Annotated in this window: 16 protein-coding genes; 12 read left to right on the plus strand and 4 right to left on the minus strand. The window is 64.3% G+C overall.

All coding sequences use genetic code 11. The features are described from left to right. Nucleotides 1-28: 28 nt before the first annotated feature. Genes tssM through GEV01_RS07220 form a run of 3 tightly spaced genes read left to right on the plus strand, consistent with a single transcriptional unit; the run spans nucleotide 29 to nucleotide 5,504 of the window. Complete coding sequence (gene tssM, locus GEV01_RS07210; RefSeq protein ID WP_235914313.1) at nucleotides 29-3,736, plus strand: type VI secretion system membrane subunit TssM; 3,708 nt, start codon at nucleotides 29-31, stop codon at nucleotides 3,734-3,736. Then, complete coding sequence (gene tagF, locus GEV01_RS07215) at nucleotides 3,733-4,701, plus strand: type VI secretion system-associated protein TagF (RefSeq protein ID WP_152802958.1); 969 nt, start codon at nucleotides 3,733-3,735, stop codon at nucleotides 4,699-4,701. The genes tssM and tagF overlap by 4 nt, the downstream gene beginning before the upstream one ends. Before the next feature lie 14 nt (nucleotides 4,702-4,715). Continuing rightward, the gene (locus GEV01_RS07220) at nucleotides 4,716-5,504 is read left to right on the plus strand and encodes an OmpA family protein (RefSeq protein ID WP_152802960.1); all 789 of its coding nucleotides are present in this window, start codon (nucleotides 4,716-4,718) and stop codon (nucleotides 5,502-5,504) included. A gap of 3 nt (nucleotides 5,505-5,507) precedes the next feature. Here GEV01_RS07220 and GEV01_RS07225 read toward each other — a convergent pair whose 3' ends face one another. From GEV01_RS07225 to tssJ, 3 genes are read right to left on the minus strand one after another with little or no spacing between them, the layout of a single operon-like run. Beyond that, entirely contained in the window at nucleotides 5,508-6,290 is a 783-nt protein-coding gene (locus GEV01_RS07225; RefSeq protein WP_152802962.1) for a DotU family type IV/VI secretion system protein, read from the minus strand. Continuing rightward, complete coding sequence (gene tssK, locus GEV01_RS07230; protein ID WP_152802964.1) at nucleotides 6,287-7,630, minus strand: type VI secretion system baseplate subunit TssK; 1,344 nt, start codon at nucleotides 7,628-7,630, stop codon at nucleotides 6,287-6,289. Before tssK ends, GEV01_RS07225 begins: the two co-directional genes overlap by 4 nt. A gap of 13 nt (nucleotides 7,631-7,643) precedes the next feature. Next, a complete protein-coding gene (tssJ, locus tag GEV01_RS07235; RefSeq protein WP_152802966.1) occupies nucleotides 7,644-8,219 on the minus strand; it encodes a type VI secretion system lipoprotein TssJ in 576 nt (191 codons plus the stop codon). 208 nt (nucleotides 8,220-8,427) lie between these two features. Between tssJ and GEV01_RS07240 the strand changes: the two genes are divergently transcribed. The 9 genes from GEV01_RS07240 to GEV01_RS07280 all read left to right on the plus strand — a co-directional run bounded on the left by GEV01_RS07240 (nucleotide 8,428) and on the right by GEV01_RS07280 (nucleotide 18,120). Further along, nucleotides 8,428-8,991 carry a hypothetical protein gene (locus GEV01_RS07240; protein ID WP_235914273.1) on the plus strand — a complete coding sequence of 188 codons (564 nt, stop codon included), beginning with the start codon at nucleotides 8,428-8,430 and terminating at the stop codon, nucleotides 8,989-8,991. Between the two features lie 38 nt (nucleotides 8,992-9,029). Continuing rightward, nucleotides 9,030-9,530, plus strand: coding sequence for a type VI secretion system contractile sheath small subunit (gene tssB, locus GEV01_RS07245; RefSeq protein WP_152802975.1), 501 nt, complete (start codon nucleotides 9,030-9,032; stop codon nucleotides 9,528-9,530). Between the two features lies 1 nt (nucleotide 9,531). Continuing rightward, the gene (tssC, locus tag GEV01_RS07250; RefSeq protein WP_152802983.1) at nucleotides 9,532-11,019 is read left to right on the plus strand and encodes a type VI secretion system contractile sheath large subunit; all 1,488 of its coding nucleotides are present in this window, start codon (nucleotides 9,532-9,534) and stop codon (nucleotides 11,017-11,019) included. A 31-nt stretch (nucleotides 11,020-11,050) separates the two neighbouring features. Further along, nucleotides 11,051-11,542, plus strand: coding sequence for an Hcp family type VI secretion system effector (locus GEV01_RS07255; protein ID WP_008450553.1), 492 nt, complete (start codon nucleotides 11,051-11,053; stop codon nucleotides 11,540-11,542). Between the two features lie 99 nt (nucleotides 11,543-11,641). Next, nucleotides 11,642-12,115 (plus strand): type VI secretion system baseplate subunit TssE, encoded by a 474-nt coding sequence (gene tssE, locus GEV01_RS07260; protein WP_152802992.1) that lies wholly within the window; start codon nucleotides 11,642-11,644, stop codon nucleotides 12,113-12,115. A gap of 2 nt (nucleotides 12,116-12,117) precedes the next feature. Further along, nucleotides 12,118-14,718: a type VI secretion system ATPase TssH gene (gene tssH / locus GEV01_RS07265; protein WP_152803004.1), complete on the plus strand. Its 2,601-nt coding sequence runs from the start codon at nucleotides 12,118-12,120 to the stop codon at nucleotides 14,716-14,718. A gap of 13 nt (nucleotides 14,719-14,731) precedes the next feature. Next, entirely contained in the window at nucleotides 14,732-15,610 is an 879-nt protein-coding gene (gene tssA, locus GEV01_RS07270) for a type VI secretion system protein TssA (RefSeq protein ID WP_152803012.1), read from the plus strand. Nucleotides 15,611-15,714: 104 nt separating this feature from the next. Beyond that, a complete protein-coding gene (locus GEV01_RS07275) occupies nucleotides 15,715-17,424 on the plus strand; it encodes a methyl-accepting chemotaxis protein (RefSeq protein WP_152803014.1) in 1,710 nt (569 codons plus the stop codon). Between the two features lie 33 nt (nucleotides 17,425-17,457). Then, a complete protein-coding gene (locus GEV01_RS07280; RefSeq protein ID WP_152803016.1) occupies nucleotides 17,458-18,120 on the plus strand; it encodes a tRNA-uridine aminocarboxypropyltransferase in 663 nt (220 codons plus the stop codon). Here GEV01_RS07280 and GEV01_RS07285 read toward each other — a convergent pair. Next, on the minus strand, nucleotides 18,103-20,991 hold the full coding sequence (locus GEV01_RS07285) for an Hsp70 family protein (protein ID WP_152803018.1): 2,889 nt from the start codon (nucleotides 20,989-20,991) through the stop codon (nucleotides 18,103-18,105). The genes GEV01_RS07280 and GEV01_RS07285 overlap by 18 nt on opposite strands. Nucleotides 20,992-21,003: the final 12 nt, after the last annotated feature.

A 21,003-nucleotide genomic window follows, 5' to 3' on the forward strand; every position in this document is an offset into this window, starting at 1 on the left:
CTATCGTCCACGCCGGCCTCGACCCATGATGCGAAGAATCTGGTACTTCCTTACCGATACCCGCCACCTGACCATCATCGGCCTGACAGCGATGGCGGCGTTTTTCTATCTCGGCGCGCAAGTGCTGGAGCTGGCACTGATCTGGGCGCTGGCGGCGACCGGGCTGATGCTGCTGCTGGCCGGCCTGGTCTGGCTGTGGCGGCGCCGGCGGGCCGCGCGCGAGTCCGAGGAGCTGGGCGCGGCCATCGGCGCGCAGGCCGCCGCCACAACGCCGCCGGAATCGCTGGCGCGCGACCAGTCGGACGCCGAGGTCAAGGCCATCCGCGACAGCATGCTCAAGGCGATAGAGACGATCCGTGGCTCGAAGATGGGCATCGTGTCCGGCACGCGCGCGCTGTATGAACTGCCGTGGTACATGATCATCGGGAATCCCGCAGCGGGCAAGAGCACGGCCATCACCAACTCGGGCTTGCAGTTCCCTTTCGCCGACGGCAAGATCGTGCACGGCGTGGGCGGCACGCGCAACTGCGACTGGTTCTTCACCACCGACGGCATCCTGCTCGATACGGCGGGGCGCTATGCGGTGCTGGACGAACACCGCGCCGAGTGGCACGGCTTTCTCGACCTGCTGAAGAAGTACCGCCGCCGCGCGCCCATCAACGGCATCCTGATTGCGGTCAGCATCGCCGAGCTGCGCGGCGACGATCCCGAAGTCGGCATCAAGCTGGCGCGCAGCCTGCGCAAGCGCGTGCAGGATTTGATCGAGCGGTTGGAGGTATTCGCGCCGGTGTACGTGGTGTTCACCAAGGCCGATCTGATCGCGGGCTTCGGCGAATTCTTCGCCCGCGCCGAACGCGGCGAGCGCGAACGCGTGTGGGGTGCCACGATGCCCTACAAGCGCAAGGCCAGCAGCCAGCAGATGATGGCCTTCTTCGACCACAGTTTCGATGAGCTGTGCGCCGGCCTGAAGGAACTGAGCGTGGCCAATATGAGCCAGCAGCGGCGCGACCGCATGGAGCCTGGCGTGTTCACCTTCCCGCTGGAGTTCGCGACGATACGCGCGCCGCTGCGCAGCTTCCTCGTCACGCTGTTCGAGGAGAATCCTTTTCAATTCAAGCCGGTGTTTCGCGGCTATTACTTCACCAGCGCCTTGCAAGAGGGCGCGGCGGTCAGCGAGCAATCGCGGCGGCTGGCGAAGCGCTTCGATCTGACGGTGCCGGATACGCCGCCGGTAGCGGGCAGCGGGCAGTCGGGCTTCTTCCTGCTCAAGCTTTTCCGCGACGTGATCTTCGCCGACAAGGACCTGGTGTCGCAGTACGCCAGCAAGAACAAGGTGCGCCTGACCTACGCGGCCTTCTTCGCGGCGGCGGTTCTGCTGGGTGTATCGCTGGGCGGCTGGAGCTGGTCGTATCTTGGCAACCGCCAGTTGGTCAGCAACGTGCAGGCGGACCTCGACAAGGTGATCAAGCTGCAGGCCAAGCGTCTGGATTTGCAATCGCGCTTGGAGGCGCTGGAGATCCTGCAGGATCGTATCGAGCAGCTGGACAAATATCGCACCGACCGGCCATGGTCGCTGCGTATGGGTCTGTATCAGGGCGAACTGTTGGAGCGCAAGCTGCGCGAGGAGTACTTCAGCGGCGTGCGGGAGGTGATGCTCAAGCCCGTCGTCGCCAACCTGGAGACGCTGCTGTCGGAGATGAACGCGCACGCCGATCAACTGCAGGCGCCGGGTGCGCAGGCTGCCGCTGCCACGGCACCAGCTGCGCCGGGCCGCCAGTTCCAGGAAGCCTCCGCCGTCAACGTCGAAGACGCCTATAACGCATTGAAGAGCTATCTGATGTTGGCCGATACCTCGCACGCTGAACCCAGCCACCTGAACGACCAGCTGACCCGCTACTGGCGCGGCTGGCTAGAGAACAACCGCGGCGCCATGCCGCGCGAGCAGATGATACACAGCGCCGAACGGCTGATGACGTTCTACCTCGCGCAGACAGCCGATCCCTCCTGGCCGCGCATCGAGCAGAAGCTGGCGCTGGTGGACCAGGCGCGCGAGAACCTGCGCCGCGTGGTGCGCGGCATGCCGGCCAGGGAGCGCGTCTACGCCGACATCCGCGCCCGCGCCAACACGCGCTATCCGGCGATGACGGTGGCGCGCATGGTGGGCGAGCAGGATCAGTCGCTGGTAACGGGCAGCTACGCCATCCCCGGCGCCTACACCCGCGAGGCATGGGAGAAGTTTGTGCAGGATGCCTTCCGCGAAGCGGCAACGCACGAACTGCAAAGCGCGGACTGGGTCCTGAAAACGGCGGCCCGCGACGATCTGACGCTGGAAGGCAGCCCTGAACAGATCCAGAAAGGGCTGACGGATTTGTACAAGGCCGACTACGCGCGCGAGTGGCAGAAGTTCGTCCAGGGCGTCACCATCGCCAACCTGAATGGCTTCGATGCGGCGGTGACGGCGATGAACCGCTTGGGCGATCCACAGTCGTCGCCCATCTCCAAGCTGCTGACCGCCATCCACCAGCAAACGTCGTGGGACAATCCAGCCATCATGAGCGCCGAATTGAAGGAGGTGCAGACGGGCTTCGTCAACTGGGTCAAGAACAGCGTGCTGCGGCGCGGGCCTTCGCAGGTCAACGTCAACGTTCAGCTGGACCAGGCCAGGGCCGACAAGCCGATGGGCCCCATCGGCCGCGAGTTCGCCGGCGTCGGTAAGCTGGTGGCGACCAAGGACAAGGATGCGTCGCTGATGCGCTCCTACATGGAGACGCTGTCGAAACTGCGCAGCCGCTTGAACCAGTTGAAGAACCAGGGCGATCCCGGCCCCGGCGCGCGGCAGTTCATGCAGCAGACATTGGAAGGCAGCGGCTCCGAGCTGGCCGACGCGCTGCGCTACGTCGATGAGCAAATGCTGACCGGGATGAGCGACGCACAGAAGCAGTCCATCCGTCCCATCCTGGTGCGGCCGTTGATGCAGACCTTCGCCGTGCTGGTTGGCCCGGCCGAGGCGGAGATCAACAAGACCTGGGTAGCGCAGGTCTACGAACCGTTCCAGCAATCGCTGGCGAACAAATATCCGTTCTCGCCGAACGCTCGCATCGAAGCCGGCAGCGCGGAGATCGCCCAGTTCTTCGGGCCGGACGGATTGATCGCCAAGTTCGCCACCGGCGCCATGGGGCCGCTGGTGCTGCGGCGCGGCGATGTGCTGGCGCCGCGCACCTGGGCCGACATGGGCATCACACTGTCGCCGCAGACCGTGGCGCGCTTCCCCGGATGGATAGCGCCGATAGGCGCGGGCGGCGTTGCCTCGTCCTCCGCCGCCGCGCAGACCATCTTCCAGCTCCAGCCGATGCCGGCGCCCGGCACGCTGGAGTACACGGTCGATATCGACGGCCAGCAGCTACGCTACCGCAACACGCCGGCGCAGTGGGCGAACATGGTGCATCCGAGTCCGCAAGGTGCACCCGGGGCTCGTATCACGGCGGTGGCCTTCGACGGCCGCAGCGTGGACGTGTTCAATGAGCCCGGCCAGTTCGGCCTGAAGCGCATGATCGACGCGGCGGCCAAGCAAAAACGAGAGGGCGGCATGTTTGAGCTGCGCTGGACCAGCGGCGCGATCACGGTGACGATGGGGTTGAAGATCATCAGCAGCCCGGAAAGCAGCGGCGCGGGGCCGCAGGACCAGGGCTTTCGTGGCTTGAAGCTGCCGGAAACGATAGTCGGAGCGGCGCGATGAAGCGGCCGCCGCAAACCGCCCGCATTGGCTACTTCGGCAAGCTGCCGACGCGCGGGGACTTTATCAAGGCCGCCGACAACCTGGCGCTCGCCAACCTGCTGGACGGCTGGCTGGCCGAGGTCATGAATCTGCTCAGCGCCGATCCGCGCTGGAAGCTCAATTACGACGCCATGCCACCGTTGGACTTCGCCTTCGTCGGCACGCGCAGCAAGCGCGCCATTGCGGGCCATCTGCGGGCCAGCAGCGACCTGTCGCAGCGGCGCTATCCCTTCCTCAGCATGAGCGCCATCGAGATCGACGAGCCACGCAGCTTCGTGGCGCGCAGCCCGATGGTGCTGGCGCCGTTATGGGACGTGCTGGCGCCACTGGCGAACCAGGTGCTCGATGCGGCGGAACCTGAGGCGAGCTTGCAGACGATGGCCGCCACCACCGTCGATATCGATCCGGGCGATGCTGGCCACGAGCAGGTCTTCATGGATTTTCTCGATCGCCACAACATCGCCGGGCTGGAGGCGATGCTGGGCCGCGCATCTGTGCGCCAGATGATATTGGCGGTTGGTCTGTTGTTACAGCCGGTGTGCCGCAGCGGCGCTGCGCGCCTGGACAAAAGCCTGGTGCTGCCGCTGCCGCCGATGGCGCGTCAACGCTATCTGGTGGCGTCGTTCTGGCTGGACCTGATCGCACCCTTCTTGCTGCAGGCGGATTTTGAACTGAGCCTGTTCTTTTGCGAGCAGCGCGGACAGCATACGCTGGTGATAGGCTTCGGCGGCGCCGCGCCGGAAGTCCTGCAAGCGCTGATCGATCCGCGCTACGCGGCCGAGCAGCAGATCGCCTTCGAGTACGCGGGATGGGTCGATGAACTCATTGTCGATGACGCCGGCGTGCAGAAGCTGTCGGCATACCTGGAGCAGGGGCAGTTGTCGCTGCGCTCGGCCCACGCGCTGTTTCACGAAACCTTTGTCTGACAAGGAGCCATGCGATGCGCCAGCGGACCATCTGGCCGGCGGTGATGCCGGTTTTGCTGTCGATGTCATTCCATTGCGCCGCGCAAGCGCCGCAACCAGCCACGCCCAAGCCTGGGCAAATCCTGGTCAGCGGCGCGGTGCCCGACGAGGCAAGCAAGGCCGCCTTGCTTCAACGCGTGCGCGAGTTGTATGGCGCCGATCGCGTGGTCGACCAGGTCGCGATCTCGCCGGTTTCGTTGCCGCCCAACTGGAACGGCTATGTGCAAAAACTGATTCAACCGAATCTGAAGCTGATCAGCAAGGGCGAGCTGAAGATCGACGGCACCAACGTCGCGCTGCGCGGCGAGGTGGCGAACGAGGCGCAACGCCAGCAGATCGCCAGCGATATCGCCACCAGCCTCAATCCCAGCTACACCGTCAACAACGGCTTGCGCGTCAGCGCCGCCGAACAGAATCTGCTGGACGAAACGCTGGCCAAACGCATCATCGAATTCGAGAGCGGCAAGGCGGCATTGACCGCATCCGGCCAGGGCATCCTCGACGAGATGGCGGCCGCGCTGCAGAAGGTCAAGGGCAAGAAGGTCGAAGTGATCGGCCATACCGACAACGTCGGCCTGAGGGAGAGCAATCTCGCCTTGAGCCAGGCGCGCGCCGAAGCTGTTCGCGCCTACCTCGCCGGCAAGGGCATCCCTGCGGATATGGTGATGGTGTCGGGGCAGGGGGCTGACCGGCCTGTCGCCGAAAACAACAACGCGGAAGGCCGTGCACGCAACCGCCGCATCGAGTTCCGCGTTGCGCAATAAGGCTTAGGGCAGGGTGATCGTCACGTAGGCCGGACGCGGCGCCAGCTTCACCAGGTCGCTGTAGCCGGCCAGCGTGTTCTGCGTCGAATGCGACAGCGACGACGACAGCCCGATGTAGGCGCTTAATCCGATCACTGCAAACACGGCGCACATGGCCCACAGCGGTGTATTGCTGCGTAGCTTGTGGACGATCTGGTCGGGCCGTTCGGCCTGCGGCGCGAAGCCCTTGCTCTTGCCCTGAATGTGGGCGATCTCGTCGCCCACGCGGGCGGTCATGTAGGCCAGCTTGTCGCCGGCGTCCAGCGCGTACTTCCCACGGAAGCCGATCAGCAGGCACATATGGAAAACCTGCAGCGCCGCCAGGCGCGCGCCGCCGGCGCTGCGCAGCGCTTCGAGGCGGTCGAAGAAGTGTTCACCGGCTAGCTGATCGCCAAAGATCACCAGTTGCAGCGGGCGCCGTTCCCAGGCGAAGCGCATCGCACAGGATGACGACAGGATGATCTCGTCCAGCGCCGCGCAGAAGGCGTACTTGGCGGCGTCGATATCTTCGCCCTGCGCGCGCAGCTTGCGGGCCTCGCGGTCGAACTCTGCGAGGTAGGCGGTGACGGTGTCGAGCAGGGACGCCTCGCCTGGCGGCACGCTGCCGTTCTTCAGCATGAACAGCAGGTAGAAGCCATCCTGCAGCAGGTCCACCAGCGTTTGCACGTGGCCGTAGCCGGGCTGCTGCTGGCGGCGCTGACCGCCCATCAGCGTGGGGATGGCGCGGCGCTCGACGGGCGGAGTCATGCTGTCACCGCTATCAGGCCAAGGCGCAGGTCTCGTATGCCTGCCGGGACGTAGATCGAAATCGACTGTGCTTTCAACATCTGCTCATACAGCATGCCCTTGCCCTCCAATGCGAAGTAGTAGGTATCCGGTTGCACGGGAATAGCAGCCGGCACTTGCGGTGCATGGGTGATCTTCACGCCGGGCATGGCGGAGAGCACGCATTTTTCCACGTCGTCCGGTGCGCCGACCTTGACGCGCAGCGGCACGATGTCCACCAGCTCCAGCGCGGATAGTGACGCGCTGACTGCCAGATACAGCGTGGTCCGTTGATCGATCTTGCCGGAATCGAGCTTGCCCAGGTGGTAGCTGGGCTTCTCTTCGGACAGGGCGATTGAAAAGTACTTGGTCGAGATGACGGTATCGAGCAGATCGCGGATGATGTGGTCCAGGCTGGAGAAACAGTGTGCCAGGTCGTCGTGCTGGTAGCTGGGCAAGTGCATCAGCGAGTACTGTTTTGAGTAGGTCATCATTGCGCCGGCCAGCGTAAGCAGTGCTTCGAACAGCCGCTCCGGATGCAGCGCGGGATTGCGAACGTAGTGCATCAGCGCCGCAGCGGAGGTGCTGACCGTGTGCAGCAACCAGAAGGACGACACGTCGCCGGAGCGGAACTCGATCACGTTGCGGCTAGGCTCGCGCATATGCCCTTGCAGCGACTGCACTTTGGCCTGCAAGGCGTCCATCAGCCGGTCCAGCACTGCTTTCAAACCGGGGACGCTGGCGATCGATAGGCCCGGAGGAATGAACTCCGGGTCAGGTTCGAAGCCGCCTGTCACCACGCGCCGCAGCCGTATCACTGGTATGCAGTCGAACGCTCCCAATGGTTCCTGGTCCGATATCAGCCGCGCAGATTTTTTCAGGTAGCTCACTTCGGTGTCGGCTGCCTGCGTGTACAGGTCCGCCGTCTCGTGCGTGGATTCGCGGTAGCGCGCACCGGTCGCGTGCTCCGCCGTCGCCGCATTGCCGCCTGCCGGTGAAAGTGTGGGCAGCGCAGCGTAGAAAGTCAGTTCCTGCAAGGTCGGCGGCAGCGTGGACAGATCGATGGCGGTGGGCAGTGGGTCGCTGGCCGGCGCGTCGACGATTTCCCCGTCATGGAACATCACCGACAGCGATTGCAGACGCAGGCGGTCGGTCTTCAACGCATCCAGGTCCCACTCGATTTTGCGCACGCCCCACAGGTAGGGATGCAGCGCCTGGGCTGTCTGCTTTAGCCGCGCCTCGTGATATTGGTCCTGCTGCTGGAAGTGCTGCGGCCGCAGAAACAAACCCTCACCCCAAAGAACCTTGGACGGAATACTCATGCTGTCTCCAATACTATTGACAATGGACGGTGGTCAGCGGCTTGTCGGTGTCTCCGTATGCCGGCGAGCCGGCTCCTACGCTCATCGCGCAGGCGTACAGGCCGATGGTGATGCCGGATTTTTCCGCATCGCCGGCGGCGAACGCCAGCCGCCAGCGCTGTTCTGCGGGGGAGCGGAACAGCGCCACCACGCCGATGAAGTAGGCTTCGCGCCCGACCTTCTCGACGACTTCATAGCGCTGGCCGGGAATTAGCATCACTTCCTTGACCTCCAGCAGATCGTTACCTAGCAATTCGCGCTCCCCGTGCGCACTGAGGAAACCGTCGAAGGGCATCTGCTGGAACGCAGCCGTCTGCCGAAGTTTGTAGATACGCGTCGCGAGCGCGAGAGGCTGGGAACCCTTTCCGGCATTGAGGTTCTGGCTCGCGTGCAGGCGGATCTCTACATCGCGCGGTGGCTTCTGCGCATCCGGTAGCTCGGGCGGCTTTCGGATGCCGGCGATTTCCATTGCCGCACCAGCGATGGAGCCTGCCGCGCAGCCCTGTAACGCCAGCAGTGCCGCGATCACGATAGTCTTCTGCGCGTTCATATTTTCTCCAAGCGATTCAGCCATTAGAACGAAAGCCGCGCAGCAGAAATTTGAGGCGGCGCAAGCAAATCGGAAACGCAACAGCGGTTGAGTAAGCGCAATGGCGGGCTTGGGCATTCATGAATAATGAGTCCCTTCTTGTCCGCATATGCAAAAGGAGAAATTGATGATCACGCCAAGAACATGGTTGCCCTGTATGGCGGGCTTGATGCTGCTGTCAGGCTGCGCAACGGATGGCGACTCGGTCCGCGTCGACAAACTGCAAGCATCGACGCTGGAGAACGCGCTGGCGGAAGCCGATACCGCACTGGCCTCCGGCCACGCCGACAAGGCACAAAGTATTCTCAAGAATGCGGCGACCAGCTACCCGGCCGACAAGACGCCCTGGCTGCATATGGCGCAGATCAAGTTCGACCGCGCCAGCTACGGGGAGGCGATCCTCAATGCGCAAGAGGCGCTGCTGCGCGATCCCAACGACAAACTCGGTAACAGCATCGTCGCCGTCAGCGGCTTGCGGCTGTCGACCAAGGCGCTGGCGGACCTGAGCCAGCAAAATAATCTGAACGGATCGCTGCGTTCGGAAGCGCAAGACCTGGCCAAGCTGTTGCGCAGCAGCCTTGGTGAAGATGTACTGGTACCTACATCGAACACCACCGGGCGCAAGGCGGCGCCTCCCGCCGCCAGCAAGAAGACTGCCGCCGTCCCTGCTGCGACGCAACCGAAGGCCGGCACACAGTCCAACGGCAGCGATCCTTTTGGCGGATTGAAGTAATTCCGCAGTCCGCATTTTTCCCTTTTGATGGAGTGTGTATGGCTAACGGAGACAGTGTTCAAAAGCGCCTGACCAAAGTGCGGCCGCCGCGAGTGCAGATGACGTATGACGTGGAAATCGGCGACGCGATGGAGAACAAGGAGCTGCCGTTCGTCGTCGGCGTGATCGGCGATTTTGGCGGCAATTCGGACGTGGAGAAGAAGCGCCTCAAGGACCGCAAGTTCGTCAACATCGACAGCGGAAATTTTGATGAAGTGCTTGGTGGCGTGGAACCGGTGGCGCGTTTCCAGGTGCCCAATCAGCTCAGCGGCGACGACACCAGCTTCAATGTGGAGTTGCGTTTCAAGGCGATGTCGGATTTTCGTCCCGAGTCTATCGTGCAGCAGGTCGAGCCGCTCAGCAAGCTGCTGGAAGCTCGCAGCAAACTCGCCGACCTGCGCAACAAGCTGGCGGGTAACGACAAGCTCGAAGACATCCTGAGCGATGTACTGAGCAACACCGACAAGCTGGCCAGCTTGAAGTCCGCCAAGGGAGGCTGAGATGTCCGCACAAGCAAACCTGATACAGGAAGCCGCGCCTGCAGCGGAGGGCCTTAACCTGCTGGACCAGATCGTCGAGCAAAGCAAGGTCGCCAAGTCCAGCGTGGAGCACGAGCGCGCCAAGGACATCATCTCCGAGTTGGTCAGCCAGGTGCTGGAAGGGACGGTGGTGATGTCGAATAACCTGTCCGCCACGCTGGATGCGCGGGTGGCAGAACTGGACCGGCTGATTTCCAGTCAACTGAGCGCCATCATGCACGCTCCGGCTTTCCAGAAGCTGGAGCAAAGCTGGACCGGCCTGCATTACCTGGTCCGGAATTCCGCCACCGGCCAGGGCCTGAAGATCCGGATGCTCAACGCCACCAAGCGCGAACTGGTGAAGGACTTCCAGTCCGCGCTGGAGTTCGACCAGAGTTCGATGTTCAAGAAAGTCTACGAAGAGGAATTCGGCACCTTCGGTGGCGCTCCCTACGCGGCGCTGCTGGGCGACTTTGAAATCTCGCGCCAGCCGGAAGACATGTACTTCATCGAGCAGATGTCGCACGTCGCCGCCGCTTCGCATGCGCCGTTCATCGCGTCGGCCGCGCCGGAGCTGTTTGGCCTGGATAGCTACGGCGATCTGGCTAAGCCCCGCGACCTGTCCAAGGTGTTCGATACGGTGGAATACGCCAAGTGGAAGGCCTTCCGCGAATCCGAGGACTCGCGCTACGTCGGCCTGGCACTGCCGCGCTTTCTGGGCCGCCTGCCTTTCAATCCGGTCGATGGCACCACGGTCGAAGGCTTCAACTTCGTCGAGGAGGTGGATGGCACCGATCATCAGAAGTACCTGTGGTGTAACGCCGCCTATGCCTTCGGCGCCAAGCTGACCAAGGCCTTCGACGATTTCGGCTGGTGCGCTGCGATTCGCGGCGTTGAAGGCGGCGGCTTGGTGGACGATCTGCCCACCCACACCTTCAAGACCGATGAGGGCGAGGTCGCGCTCAAATGCCCGACCGAGGTCGCGATCACCGACCGCCGCGAGAAGGAGCTGAGCGATCTCGGTTTCATCTCACTGGTCCACTGCAAGAACACTGCCTACGCCGCCTTCTTCGGCGCGCAGTCGGCGCAAAAGGCCAAGAAGTACAGCTCGGAGGCGGCCAACGCCAACGCCGTGTTGTCGTCGCAGCTGCAATACATCTTCGCCGTCTCGCGCGTCGCGCACTACATGAAGGCCATGATGCGCGACAAAATCGGCAGCTTCGCGGCGGCGTCCAATGTCGAGGACTTCCTCAACCGCTGGCTGATGAAATACGTTCTGCTAGACGACAACGCCAGCCAGGAACAGAAGGCGCAGTTCCCGCTGCGCGAGGCATCGGTGCAGGTGCATGAGGTGGCGGGGCGGCCGGGCGTGTACCGCGCCGTGTCCTTCCTGCGGCCGCACTTCCAGCTGGACGAACTGTCCGTTTCCCTCCGACTGGTCGCGGAGCTGCCGCAATCGACCAACTACTGATGTTCACCATAACCTGAGACAGGAGCATGCAATGGCAATCGACGTTTATCTGTACATTGATGGTATCAAGGGCGAGTCCAACGACGATCGTCACAAGGACTGGATCGAGTGCAAATCGGTCAGCTTCGGCGTGGAGCAGCCGAAATCGGCGACCGCTTCCACCGGCGGCGGCCACACGGCGGAACGCTGCGAGCATCGCGACATCGTGATCTCCAAGCTGGCCGACCTGTCCACTCCGATCCTGTTGCAAACCTGCTCGGCGGGCCGCACCATCCCCAAGGCCAAGTTCGAGTTTATGCGTGCCGATGCGCAGGGCGAGCGCGTGAAGTACTTCGAGATCGAAGTCGAGAACGTCCTGATCGGCGCCGTATCCCCGGCCGTTGAGGAAGGCGACATCCTCACTGAAGACGTGGCGCTGAAATTCTCGAAGATCAAATGGAAGTACACCCAACAGAAAATCAGTGGCGGCGCCGGTGGTAACACCTCCGGCGGCTGGGACCTGGCCAGCAACCGCATCGTCTGAAACTGCTTCCCTTGCGCCCGTTGCGGACTGTGCGGCGATTCGTCTCGGTGCGTTTCTGGCCAGGCCGGTCTGGCCTGGCCTTCTTTTTGAAAGCATGCGATGAATGGCTTTACGCGCGGCCTGTTCGACCGCTTGCTGGACCCTCATGGCGACCATGTCCGCGCTACGCATGGCTTGTCGACGGAGCAGTGGAAAGACGCAGTGGCACGCGATCTTGAAGATCTGCTCAACACCCGCTGCGCGCTGTCCGAGGAAGCGCTGCAAGCCTTTCCCGAATGCGCCAGCTCCATCGTCAACTACGGATTGATCGATTTCGCCGGCATGTGCTTGAGCAGCAGCGAGGACCGGAGCCGCATCTGCGCCTGCCTGAAGGCCGCCATCGAACGCCACGAACCGCGCCTGCGCAATGTGCAGGCCCGCCTGGAGCGTGAGATCGGATCGATCAACCGGGTTAGCTTCGCCATCAGCGCCACGCTGGCCGGACTGCCGGTGCGCGAGGCGGTCAGCTTTGACGCCGTTCTGCAGCCTTCGTCGCTGCACTATTCGATCAACCGCAGTATCCGCGGAGCGTGAGCATGAACCTCAATCTGAAAACCTTGATCGGCAAACTGAATGACACCACCCGCCTGGCCGCCACGCGCGCCGCCAGCATCTGCGTGGCGTTGGGGCAGTACGAAGTGGAAGTGGAGCATCTGTTCCTCGCCTTGCTGGAGCAGGAGCGCTGTGACGTGGTGCTGATTGCCCTGCAGTGCGGCGTCAGTCCCGAGATGCTGGAGGCCGATCTGCACCACGAGGTTGGCCAGTTCAAGACCGGCAGCACACGCACGCCGGTCTTCTCGCGCCATCTTCCGCTGCTGCTGGAGCATGCGTGGTTGATTGCTTCGCTGGCGACGCCGCAGCCGGACCGCATCCGCAGCGCGCACCTGCTGGTCGCCTTGTTGACGGCGCCGGACCTGGCGCAATTGGCGCAGCGCGCCTCGCCGCTGTTCGGGCAGATTCCCATCGATGAGGTCAAGCACAAGCTGGAGAAATATACCCATGGCTCGCAGGAAGAAACGCCCGCAACCGACGCAGGCTCCGCCACCCCGCTTGCCGACATGGCGCCGCAAAGCGGCCCGCGCACGCCGGCGCTGGACCAGTACACCACCAGCCTGACGCAGTTGGCCCGCGACGGCAAGCTCGATCCCGTCATCGGCCGCGAGGCGGAGATACGTCAGGCGATCGACATCCTGATGCGCCGCCGCCAGAACAATCCCATCCTGACCGGCGAGGCAGGCGTCGGCAAGACCGCCGTGGTGGAAGGCCTGGCGTTGCGCATCGCGCAGGGGGATGTGCCGGACGTACTGAAAGGCGTAGAAATCCGCACGCTGGACATGGGCCTGTTGCAGGCCGGCGCCAGCGTCAAGGGCGAGTTCGAGAATCGGCTGAAGAACGTGATCGACGAAGTCAAACAAAGCCCGCACGCCATCATCCTGTTCATCGACGAGGCCCACACGATGATAGGCGCAGGCGGCCAGGCGGGCCAGAACGACGCCGCCAACCTGCTCAAGCCTGCGCTGGCGCGCGGCGAACTGCGCACCATTGCCGCCACCACCTGGAGCGAATACAAAAAGTACTTCGAGAAGGACGCAGCGTTGGCGCGGCGCTTCCAGGTCGTCAAGGTCGAGGAACCGAGCGAGGAAATCGCCAGCGCCATGCTGCGCGCCATGACGCCGCTGATGGAGCGCCACTTCGGCATCCACATCCGCGATGAAGCCGTGACCGAGGCGGTGCGGCTGTCGCACCGCTACATCAGCGGCCGGCAACTGCCGGACAAGGCGGTCAGCGTGCTTGATACAGCCTGCGCCCGCGTCGCGCTGGCGCAGAGCGGAACCCCGGCCCTGCTGGAGAATGCGGCCAAGGCCATGGAGCGCATGTGCGTTGAAATCGCTGCCCTGAAGCGCGAGGACGGCGGACGCGCCCACGCGCAACGGCTGGCGCACCTACAGGATGCACGCGGACTGCTGCATGCGGAGTATGCGCAGCACAATGAACGCTGGCAGCGCGAGCAATCCATTGTCGCCGCAATCGCGCGCCTGCGGACCTCGACGGACGGTGCTGCGGAGATCCGCGCGCTGCGCGAGGAACTGGCAGCGCTGCAGGGCGAAACGCCGCTGGTGCCGGTGGACGTGGACGCCGCCGCCGTCGCCGCCATCGTCTCCGGCTGGACCGGCATCCCGCTGGGGAAGATGGTCAAGGACGAGATCCGCACCGTGCTCAAACTGCAGGAGGCGCTGCAAGCGCGCATCCTCGGCCAGGACCTCGCCATCGCCGCCGTCGCCCAGCGCGTGCGCACCGCGCGTGCCAACCTGGATGACCCCAACAAACCGAAGGGCGTATTCCTGTTCGCCGGTCCATCCGGCGTCGGCAAGACCGAAACCGCGCTGGCCCTGGCGGACCTGCTGTACGGTGGCGAACGAAAACTCATCACCATCAACATGAGCGAGTATCAGGAAGCGCACAGCGTCTCAGGTTTGAAAGGTTCGCCGCCGGGTTACGTGGGTTACGGGCAGGGCGGCGTGCTGACCGAGGCGGTGCGCCGCAATCCGTACAGCGTGGTGCTGCTGGATGAAATCGAGAAGGCCCACCCTGATGTGGCCGAGCTGTTTTTCCAGGTTTTCGACAAGGGTGTGATGGACGACGCCGAGGGCCGCGAGATCGACTTCCGCAACACCATCATCATCGCCACCTCCAACGCCGGCTCGGCCGCCATCATGCAGGCTTGCCTGAACCGGGAGGCGCCGCCGGCCGGGGGCGACCTGGAAGCGCTGCTGCGGCCACATTTGTTCAAGCATTTCAAGCCGGCCTTCCTCGGCCGCCTGAAAGTGGTGCCGTACTATCCGATTCCCGACGTGGTGCTGGCGCAGATCGTCGCGCTCAAACTGGACCGCATCGGCCAGCGCATCCGCGATCACCACCATGCGGAGTTCAGCTACGACCAGGCCCTGATTGACGCCGTGCTGGCGCGCTGCACCGAAGTCGATTCCGGCGCTCGCAACGTCGACCATATCCTCAACGGCAGCCTGCTGCCGGAGATCGCCGAGGCGGTGCTGCAGCGGATGTCGGAAGGCGTGGCCATCACCCGCATCAAGGTCGGCGCCAGCAAGCAGGGTCAGTTCAAATACACCATCAAATAGTGCGGAGGCCTTCATGTTCAGCGTCGCCCAATTGCTGGAACCGATCAGCGCAGCGCATCCCTGCGGCGAGGATGTCGCCTTCAGTGCGGAGGTGGACCAGATCGCGCAAGCGCGCCAGTACGACGATCCCTCGCTCGACCAGGGCGAATGGGTGTCAGCCTTGAAGGAAGCCGACTGGGAGTTCGTCGGCGCGCGCTGCGCCGACATGATCGCCCATCGCAGCAAGGACATGCGGCTGGCCGTCTGGCTGGCCGAAGCCCACGCCAAAACGCGCGGCCTGCGCGGCCTGGGGGACGGCTACGCGGTGCTGGCCGAATTGTGCGACCGCTATTGGGACGGCATGTACCCGCAAGCCGACGACGGCGACTACGATCAGCGCATCGGCAATCTGTTCTGGCTCCTGGCCCGCACGCCGGCGCTGGTCAAGGATATGCCGTTGACGGAGGGATCAGCGCTGCTGCCGGACGCCGAATACTGCCTCGCCATGTTGGCCCGCCTGGAACGCATCGTCGACCAGCGGCTGGGTGCGGACGGCCCGGGCTTCAGCGTCGCCAGGGACGCGGTGCAGGCAGTCATCCGCAGCATCGGGCCCGTCGGCAGCATGGCGCCGCTGGCGGCCGGGCAGGGCGCCGCAAACGCAGCCGCAAACGGCACGCTGCCCACCCTGGCCGGTGGCCCGCCGCAGGACCGCCTCCAGGCGCTGGCGCAGCTGCGCGCCGTCGCCGAATTCTTCCGTCGCACGGAGCCGCACAGCCCCGTGGCCTACCTGGCCGACCGGGCCGCCAGCTGGGGCGACATGCCGCTGCACGTCTGGCTGCGCGCCGTCATCAAGGATCCAGCCGCCATCTCGGGCGTGGAGGAGCTGCTGGGCACTCCAACCCGGAACGAATAACGCCGTATTGCTATAAAAAAATATTTCCTTTAGAGCTATAGTTTCGCCTCAAATGGTGCTAGGATGGATTAGAGAGTTTCTTCACATCCGCTTTGAGGACAGCTATGAACAATCTGAAAATCGGCACACGCCTCGGTTTCGGTTTCTCACTCATCCTGCTGCTGCTGACCGCGATGACGATTATCGGCATCCTGCGGCTAAGCAGCGCGAGCTCGATGACCGACCACATGATCAACGTGAAGATCCGCGACGAGCGGCTGATTGCGGAGTGGGGCAAGATCATCGAAGTGAACGCCGCCCGCACCACCGGCGCATGGATGGTCGCCGATCCCGCCGACCAGAAGACGCTCGAAAGCATGATGGCCGAATCCTCCGGCCGCGCCACCAAGATCCAGGACCAGATCGGCGCCGACATCGAAGACGAGGAACTCAAGCCCCTGTTCCAGAAAGTGTTGGAGACCCGCAAGGCCTACACCGAGATCCGCAAGTCCGTCTTCGTAGCCAAGAACGCCGGCGATCTGGAAAAGGGCAAGAAGCTCTACGAGACCGACATGGCCCAGAGCCGCACCCTCTACCTCGACGCACTGAAAAAATTCGCCGACCGCCAGGGCGCCTTGCTCGATCAGGCGGCAGTCGATATCCAGCACCAGTACACCAGCGGCCGCACGCTGCTCATGCTGCTGGGCGTGGCCGCGATTATCCTTGGTATTACCGCCGCATGGTGGATCACGCGCACCATCACGCAGCCGATCAACGAAGCGGTGAAGGTGGCGGAGACGGTATCGTCGGGTGACCTGACCAGCGACATCCCGGTCGGCAGCAGCGATGAAACCGGCCAGCTGATGACCGCCCTGAAGAACATGAACACGAACCTGGTTAATATCGTAGGTCAAGTTCGCAGCGGGACGGATCTGATGGCCCACGCGTCCTCCGAGATCGCCGCCGGCAACCACGACCTGTCCTCGCGCACCGAGGAGCAAGCCAGTTCGCTGCAGGAGACCGCGTCCTCGATGGAGCAGCTGACGTCCACCGTGCGCTTCAACGCCGAGAATGCGCGCGAGGCCAACAAGCTGGCCGTCAACGCTTCGGAGATTGCCAGCCGTGGCGGCGCAGTGGTGGGCGAGGTGGTCCACACCATGGGTTCGATCAACGATTCCTCGCGCAAGATCGTCGACATCATCTCGGTCATCGACGGCATCGCCTTCCAGACCAACATCCTGGCACTGAATGCGGCGGTGGAAGCTGCGCGGGCGGGCGAGCAGGGACGGGGCTTTGCGGTGGTGGCATCCGAAGTGCGAAACCTGGCGCAGCGCTCGGCCGCCGCCGCCAAGGACATCAAAGGCTTGATCGACGATTCGGTGCAGAAGGTGGCGCTGGGTTCGGACTTGGTCGACAAGGCCGGTCAGACCATGAGCGAGATCGTCGACAGCATCGGCCGCGTGACGCAGATCATGAACCAGATCAGCAACGCCAGCGAAGAACAGAGCATCGGCATCGCCCAGGTGAACGACGCGATCACCCAGATGGACCAAGTGACGCAGCAGAACGCGGCGCTGGTCGAGCAAGCCGCAGCGGCGGCCGAATCGATGCAGGAGCAGTCGGCAAAGTTGGCCGACGTGGTCAGCGTGTTCAAGCTGGATGCTACGCAGATGGCGATGAAGGCGCCTGCCTTGTCGCCTGCGCGGCCACGCGCCGCGGCGCCTAAGACGCGTCCCGCGCCGACGGTGACAGCACCGGCCAGGAAAGCGTTGGCGGCTGCGCCCAAGCGCGCAACGGTCGCTTCCAACGAATCGGACGGCTGGGAAGAGTTCTAAGCGCAACGCAAGCCTTCGGTACAATGGCGGTCTATGATGACCGCCGCTTCATCCACTCCACCCATTCCACGTTCCACGCGCGCGCATTGCGCCGCGTGCCTGCGTCCACAGCAGACCTGCATCTGCCGCTGGGTCGCGGCGCTGCCGAACCAGGTGGAGGTGCTGATCCTTCAACACCCGATGGAAGTCAACAACGCCAAGGGCAGCGCGCGCCTGCTGCATCTGAGCCTGGCCCGCAGCCGATTGGAAGTAGGGGAGGCGTTCGCGCCGGAGCGTCTGCAGGAGCTGCTGTCGCCGGAGCGCCGCAGCGTGTTGTTGTATCCCGATACGGTTGAGGACAAGTCGCTGGGCCTGGCCGCAGCGCAGCCCTTCGATGCGGAGTGGCTGCAGGCGCCGCAGGATCTGCGGCTGGTGGTGCTGGATGGAACCTGGCGCAAAAGCCGCAAGATGCTGTATCTGAATCCGGCGCTGCAAAGCCTTCCGCGCCTGCCCTTGCGCGATACGCCGCCATCGCACTACCTGATCCGCAAGGCGCATCTGCCGGACCAGTTGTCCACGCTGGAGGCCACCGTCTACGCGCTGGCCCAGCTGGAAAACGATATAAATAAATTCAATCCACTGATCGATGCCTTCGACGGCTTCGTCGCGCAGCAGGCTGGCTACGTAGCGCGCCCGCCGTCAGGCGATCAGCTTTAGACCCGGCGGCAGGGCTTCGCCCAGCATGCGCTTCTCGTCGGCCTGATCGAGCTGCACCACCTCGCGCACCATTGCGCTCCAGTTGGCGGGGGCGCCAATGGCGGCAAGGCGGCGCAGGATGTCAGCCCGCAGCGCTTCGCCGATATCGCGCGAACGGTCGCCAGTCATGCGCGCCAGATGGGCGGCGGCGAAACCGGCCGGTTCCACCTTCTTCCAATCCAGCGACAGGATGACGTCCAGCCATTGCTCGACGACGGCCGTCTCCACCACGTCATGCGCACTACCGTGGAAAGGCTGGCGCGCGCCGACCCGGCTCAGGCCCCACAGGAAGCGTGCTTGCGCCGCTTCGGCCTTGCCTGCGGCATCGGCGCCGCTGCGTGTTTTGTTGACGGCGGCTTTGGCTGCGGCCTTGGTCGCGGCCTGCAACTGGCCCAGCATCCACGCGCCGATTTCGGCCTTGTAGTTGCCGGGGATGCGTTCCAGCGAAGCGCCCAGGCGCAGCATGTCTTCCTCGCTGCCGTTGACCAGCGTGTGCGGACGGCGTCCACGTTCCTGGTCGTCGGCCTGCACGTTGAAGGCGAAATCGTCCAGCACGCGCAGCTGCGCTTCCACACTCAGGCCGCCGGCAACGCGGCGCCACAGCGTCCACCATTCTGCGCAGACCTGGCTGTCCTTGTGGTGCTGGGCGCCGGTATCGAACAGCGCCCACAACTGCTCGATGCGCCACTCGTCCAGCGTATAGCCGAAGCCTGGGCGCAGGCAGTAGCCGCTCAGGTTCAACCACGCGCGCTCATGTTCGGACGAGCGGCGGCGGCCTTTGGCGCGCTGAATCAACGCGTCGAACAAGCGGCGCAGCAACGGCGTTGCCCAGCTTTCGCGGCTGCCCAGCAGATGTTCAAGTTGCGTGCGTAACTGCTTCACTTCCTTCACATCGACCTGCTGCGCGCGGCTGCCGAAGATGCGGTCTATTTTTCCGATGGCGGCGTCGAAGCCGGCGGGCATCGGCGCTTCCTGTGGCGCTGCGGTGTCGGTGTCGCCGTCGATGGCGGCGGCATCACCGCGCAGCTGGAACTCCAGCAGCCAGCGCTGCGCGCCTTCGATGGCGACGCAATGCACATCCAGCGTGCCGACTTCGCTTAGCGTGGCGGCCAGTTGTACAGGGATCTCCTTGCGCGCATCGGTGGCGCTGCTGTCGCGCAGGACGGTGGCGATAGGCGGTAGCTGGACGTATTCGTCGGGTTGCAGCTCGACCAGCTCGCCGGCTTGCGGCGCTGCCGCTTCGGCGATCGAGGAGGCCAGGTGGAAGCGCACCGGCCGTCCGACGCGCAGCGCGAAGGTGCGGTCGGCCAGCAGGATTTCGCGGTTCTCCACGCTGCCTCGCGGCAGGATGCAGATGGCGCGGCGCGGCTTGTCAGGGCGTGCTTCGTCGTCGAGCAGCAGGAAGTAGCTGCGCGGCGAGCCGCCGCCGATCACCGGCGCTTGCCCCGCCTGGCCCAGTGCGTAGGCGACGCCGCCGCGCGCTACCGCTACATCGGGATTGTCGTTATGCAGAACGTTCAGGGCTTGTCCGCGCCAGTTGGCCAGCGAGGCCTCAAGCCGGCTGGCCAGAGCGACCGCGCGGAACACGCCGCCGTTGAGCAGCAGCGTGTCGGGAATGGGGATAGTGGTGCTGTCGTCGGCCGTCATGCCCAGCGCCTCGCGTGCCGCTGCCGCGTGCTGGCGCAGGAAGCTGGCAAGGTGGCGCGTGATCGCCGCATCGCTGGCGTAGGGCAGGCCGAACTCCACAATCGCGCCACGGCCGCGTCGTGCGGCTTCCTGCGTTTCATTCAAGGGGAAGAAGCCGTCCACCACCAGCTCCGCGACTTCATCACGCGTCAGGTCGGCGGAGCGCGAGCCGCCGATCAGGCGCGAGCCGGATCCGAGCAGCGTGACGGTGGTGCGATCCGGCGCGTCGGCCGCCAGCAGCAGTTCCTTGGCGGCCCGGCAGCGCTCCGCCAGTTGCGACAAGCGGCTGGCCGACAAGCGCGTCGGCGCCGCGCTATCTCCGGCCGTCGACGCCATACGCGCCTCGACCAGATGGGCCAACGCCAGGTCCATATTGTCGCCGCCCAGTATCAGGTGGTTGCCCACGCCGATGCGGCTGATCTGCGGCTGGCCATCGGCCATGTCAACTTTGATTAAACTGAAATCGGTAGTCCCGCCGCCGACATCGCAGATGAGCACCAGGCGCGTATCCGTCAGGTCGGCGGCCAGCGTTGCGCGCTGGCGGTACAGCCAATCGTAGAAGGCCGCCTGCGGTTCCTCCAGCAAGCGCAGGCTGGCCAGGCCGGCCATGCGCGCCGCCTCCAGCGTCAGCGCACGCGCACCTTCGTCAAATGAAGCAGGTATCGTCAGCACCAGCTGCTGGTGCTCCAATGGATGCGCAGGGAAGCGCGCGTTCCACGCGGCGCGCACATGCGCCAGATATGAAGCGCTGGCCGCCACCGGCGACACCTTGGCCACATCGGCCTCCGCGCCCCACGGCAGTATCGGCGCGGTGCGGTCCACATGCGGATGCGACAGCCAGCTCTTGGCGCTGGAAACCAGGCGCCCCGGCACCTGCGCTCCCAGCTTGCGCGCCAAACTGCCGACAACCTCCTGCGACAGGCCCGCCACATCCGCAGCAGGCCAAGGCAGTTGCAGATCGCCGTCCGCCAGTTCGCCCTGCGCGGGGTGATAGCGCAGGGACGGCAGCAGAGCGCCCGCAGCTACTTCGCCGGGCGCCACCAGCTGCTCGATCTCGAACAGCCGTATCTGCGCGCTGCCCGGCTCCGCGTAAGCCAGCACCGTATTGGTGGTGCCAAGGTCGATGCTGACGACGTATTGACTCATGCTCAGGCAGCG

The organism is Rugamonas rivuli (assembly GCF_009380165.1).
Lineage (GTDB): Bacteria > Pseudomonadota > Gammaproteobacteria > Burkholderiales > Burkholderiaceae_D > Rugamonas > Rugamonas rivuli.

What these genes read in the sequence shown, in the direction of transcription:
- tssM (WP_235914313.1), top strand. Translation starts at nt 29, where the DNA reads ATGCGAAGAATCTGGTACTTCCTTACCGATACCCGCCACCTGACCATC.
- tagF (WP_152802958.1), top strand. Translation starts at nt 3,733, where the DNA reads ATGAAGCGGCCGCCGCAAACCGCCCGCATTGGCTACTTCGGCAAGCTG.
- GEV01_RS07220 (WP_152802960.1), top strand. Translation starts at nt 4,716, where the DNA reads ATGCGCCAGCGGACCATCTGGCCGGCGGTGATGCCGGTTTTGCTGTCG.
- GEV01_RS07225 (WP_152802962.1), bottom strand. Translation starts at nt 6,290, where the DNA reads ATGACTCCGCCCGTCGAGCGCCGCGCCATCCCCACGCTGATGGGCGGT.
- tssK (WP_152802964.1), bottom strand. Translation starts at nt 7,630, where the DNA reads ATGAGTATTCCGTCCAAGGTTCTTTGGGGTGAGGGTTTGTTTCTGCGG.
- tssJ (WP_152802966.1), bottom strand. Translation starts at nt 8,219, where the DNA reads ATGAACGCGCAGAAGACTATCGTGATCGCGGCACTGCTGGCGTTACAG.
- GEV01_RS07240 (WP_235914273.1), top strand. Translation starts at nt 8,428, where the DNA reads ATGCTGCTGTCAGGCTGCGCAACGGATGGCGACTCGGTCCGCGTCGAC.
- tssB (WP_152802975.1), top strand. Translation starts at nt 9,030, where the DNA reads ATGGCTAACGGAGACAGTGTTCAAAAGCGCCTGACCAAAGTGCGGCCG.
- tssC (WP_152802983.1), top strand. Translation starts at nt 9,532, where the DNA reads ATGTCCGCACAAGCAAACCTGATACAGGAAGCCGCGCCTGCAGCGGAG.
- GEV01_RS07255 (WP_008450553.1), top strand. Translation starts at nt 11,051, where the DNA reads ATGGCAATCGACGTTTATCTGTACATTGATGGTATCAAGGGCGAGTCC.
- tssE (WP_152802992.1), top strand. Translation starts at nt 11,642, where the DNA reads ATGAATGGCTTTACGCGCGGCCTGTTCGACCGCTTGCTGGACCCTCAT.
- tssH (WP_152803004.1), top strand. Translation starts at nt 12,118, where the DNA reads ATGAACCTCAATCTGAAAACCTTGATCGGCAAACTGAATGACACCACC.
- tssA (WP_152803012.1), top strand. Translation starts at nt 14,732, where the DNA reads ATGTTCAGCGTCGCCCAATTGCTGGAACCGATCAGCGCAGCGCATCCC.
- GEV01_RS07275 (WP_152803014.1), top strand. Translation starts at nt 15,715, where the DNA reads ATGAACAATCTGAAAATCGGCACACGCCTCGGTTTCGGTTTCTCACTC.
- GEV01_RS07280 (WP_152803016.1), top strand. Translation starts at nt 17,458, where the DNA reads ATGATGACCGCCGCTTCATCCACTCCACCCATTCCACGTTCCACGCGC.
- GEV01_RS07285 (WP_152803018.1), bottom strand. Translation starts at nt 20,991, where the DNA reads ATGAGTCAATACGTCGTCAGCATCGACCTTGGCACCACCAATACGGTG.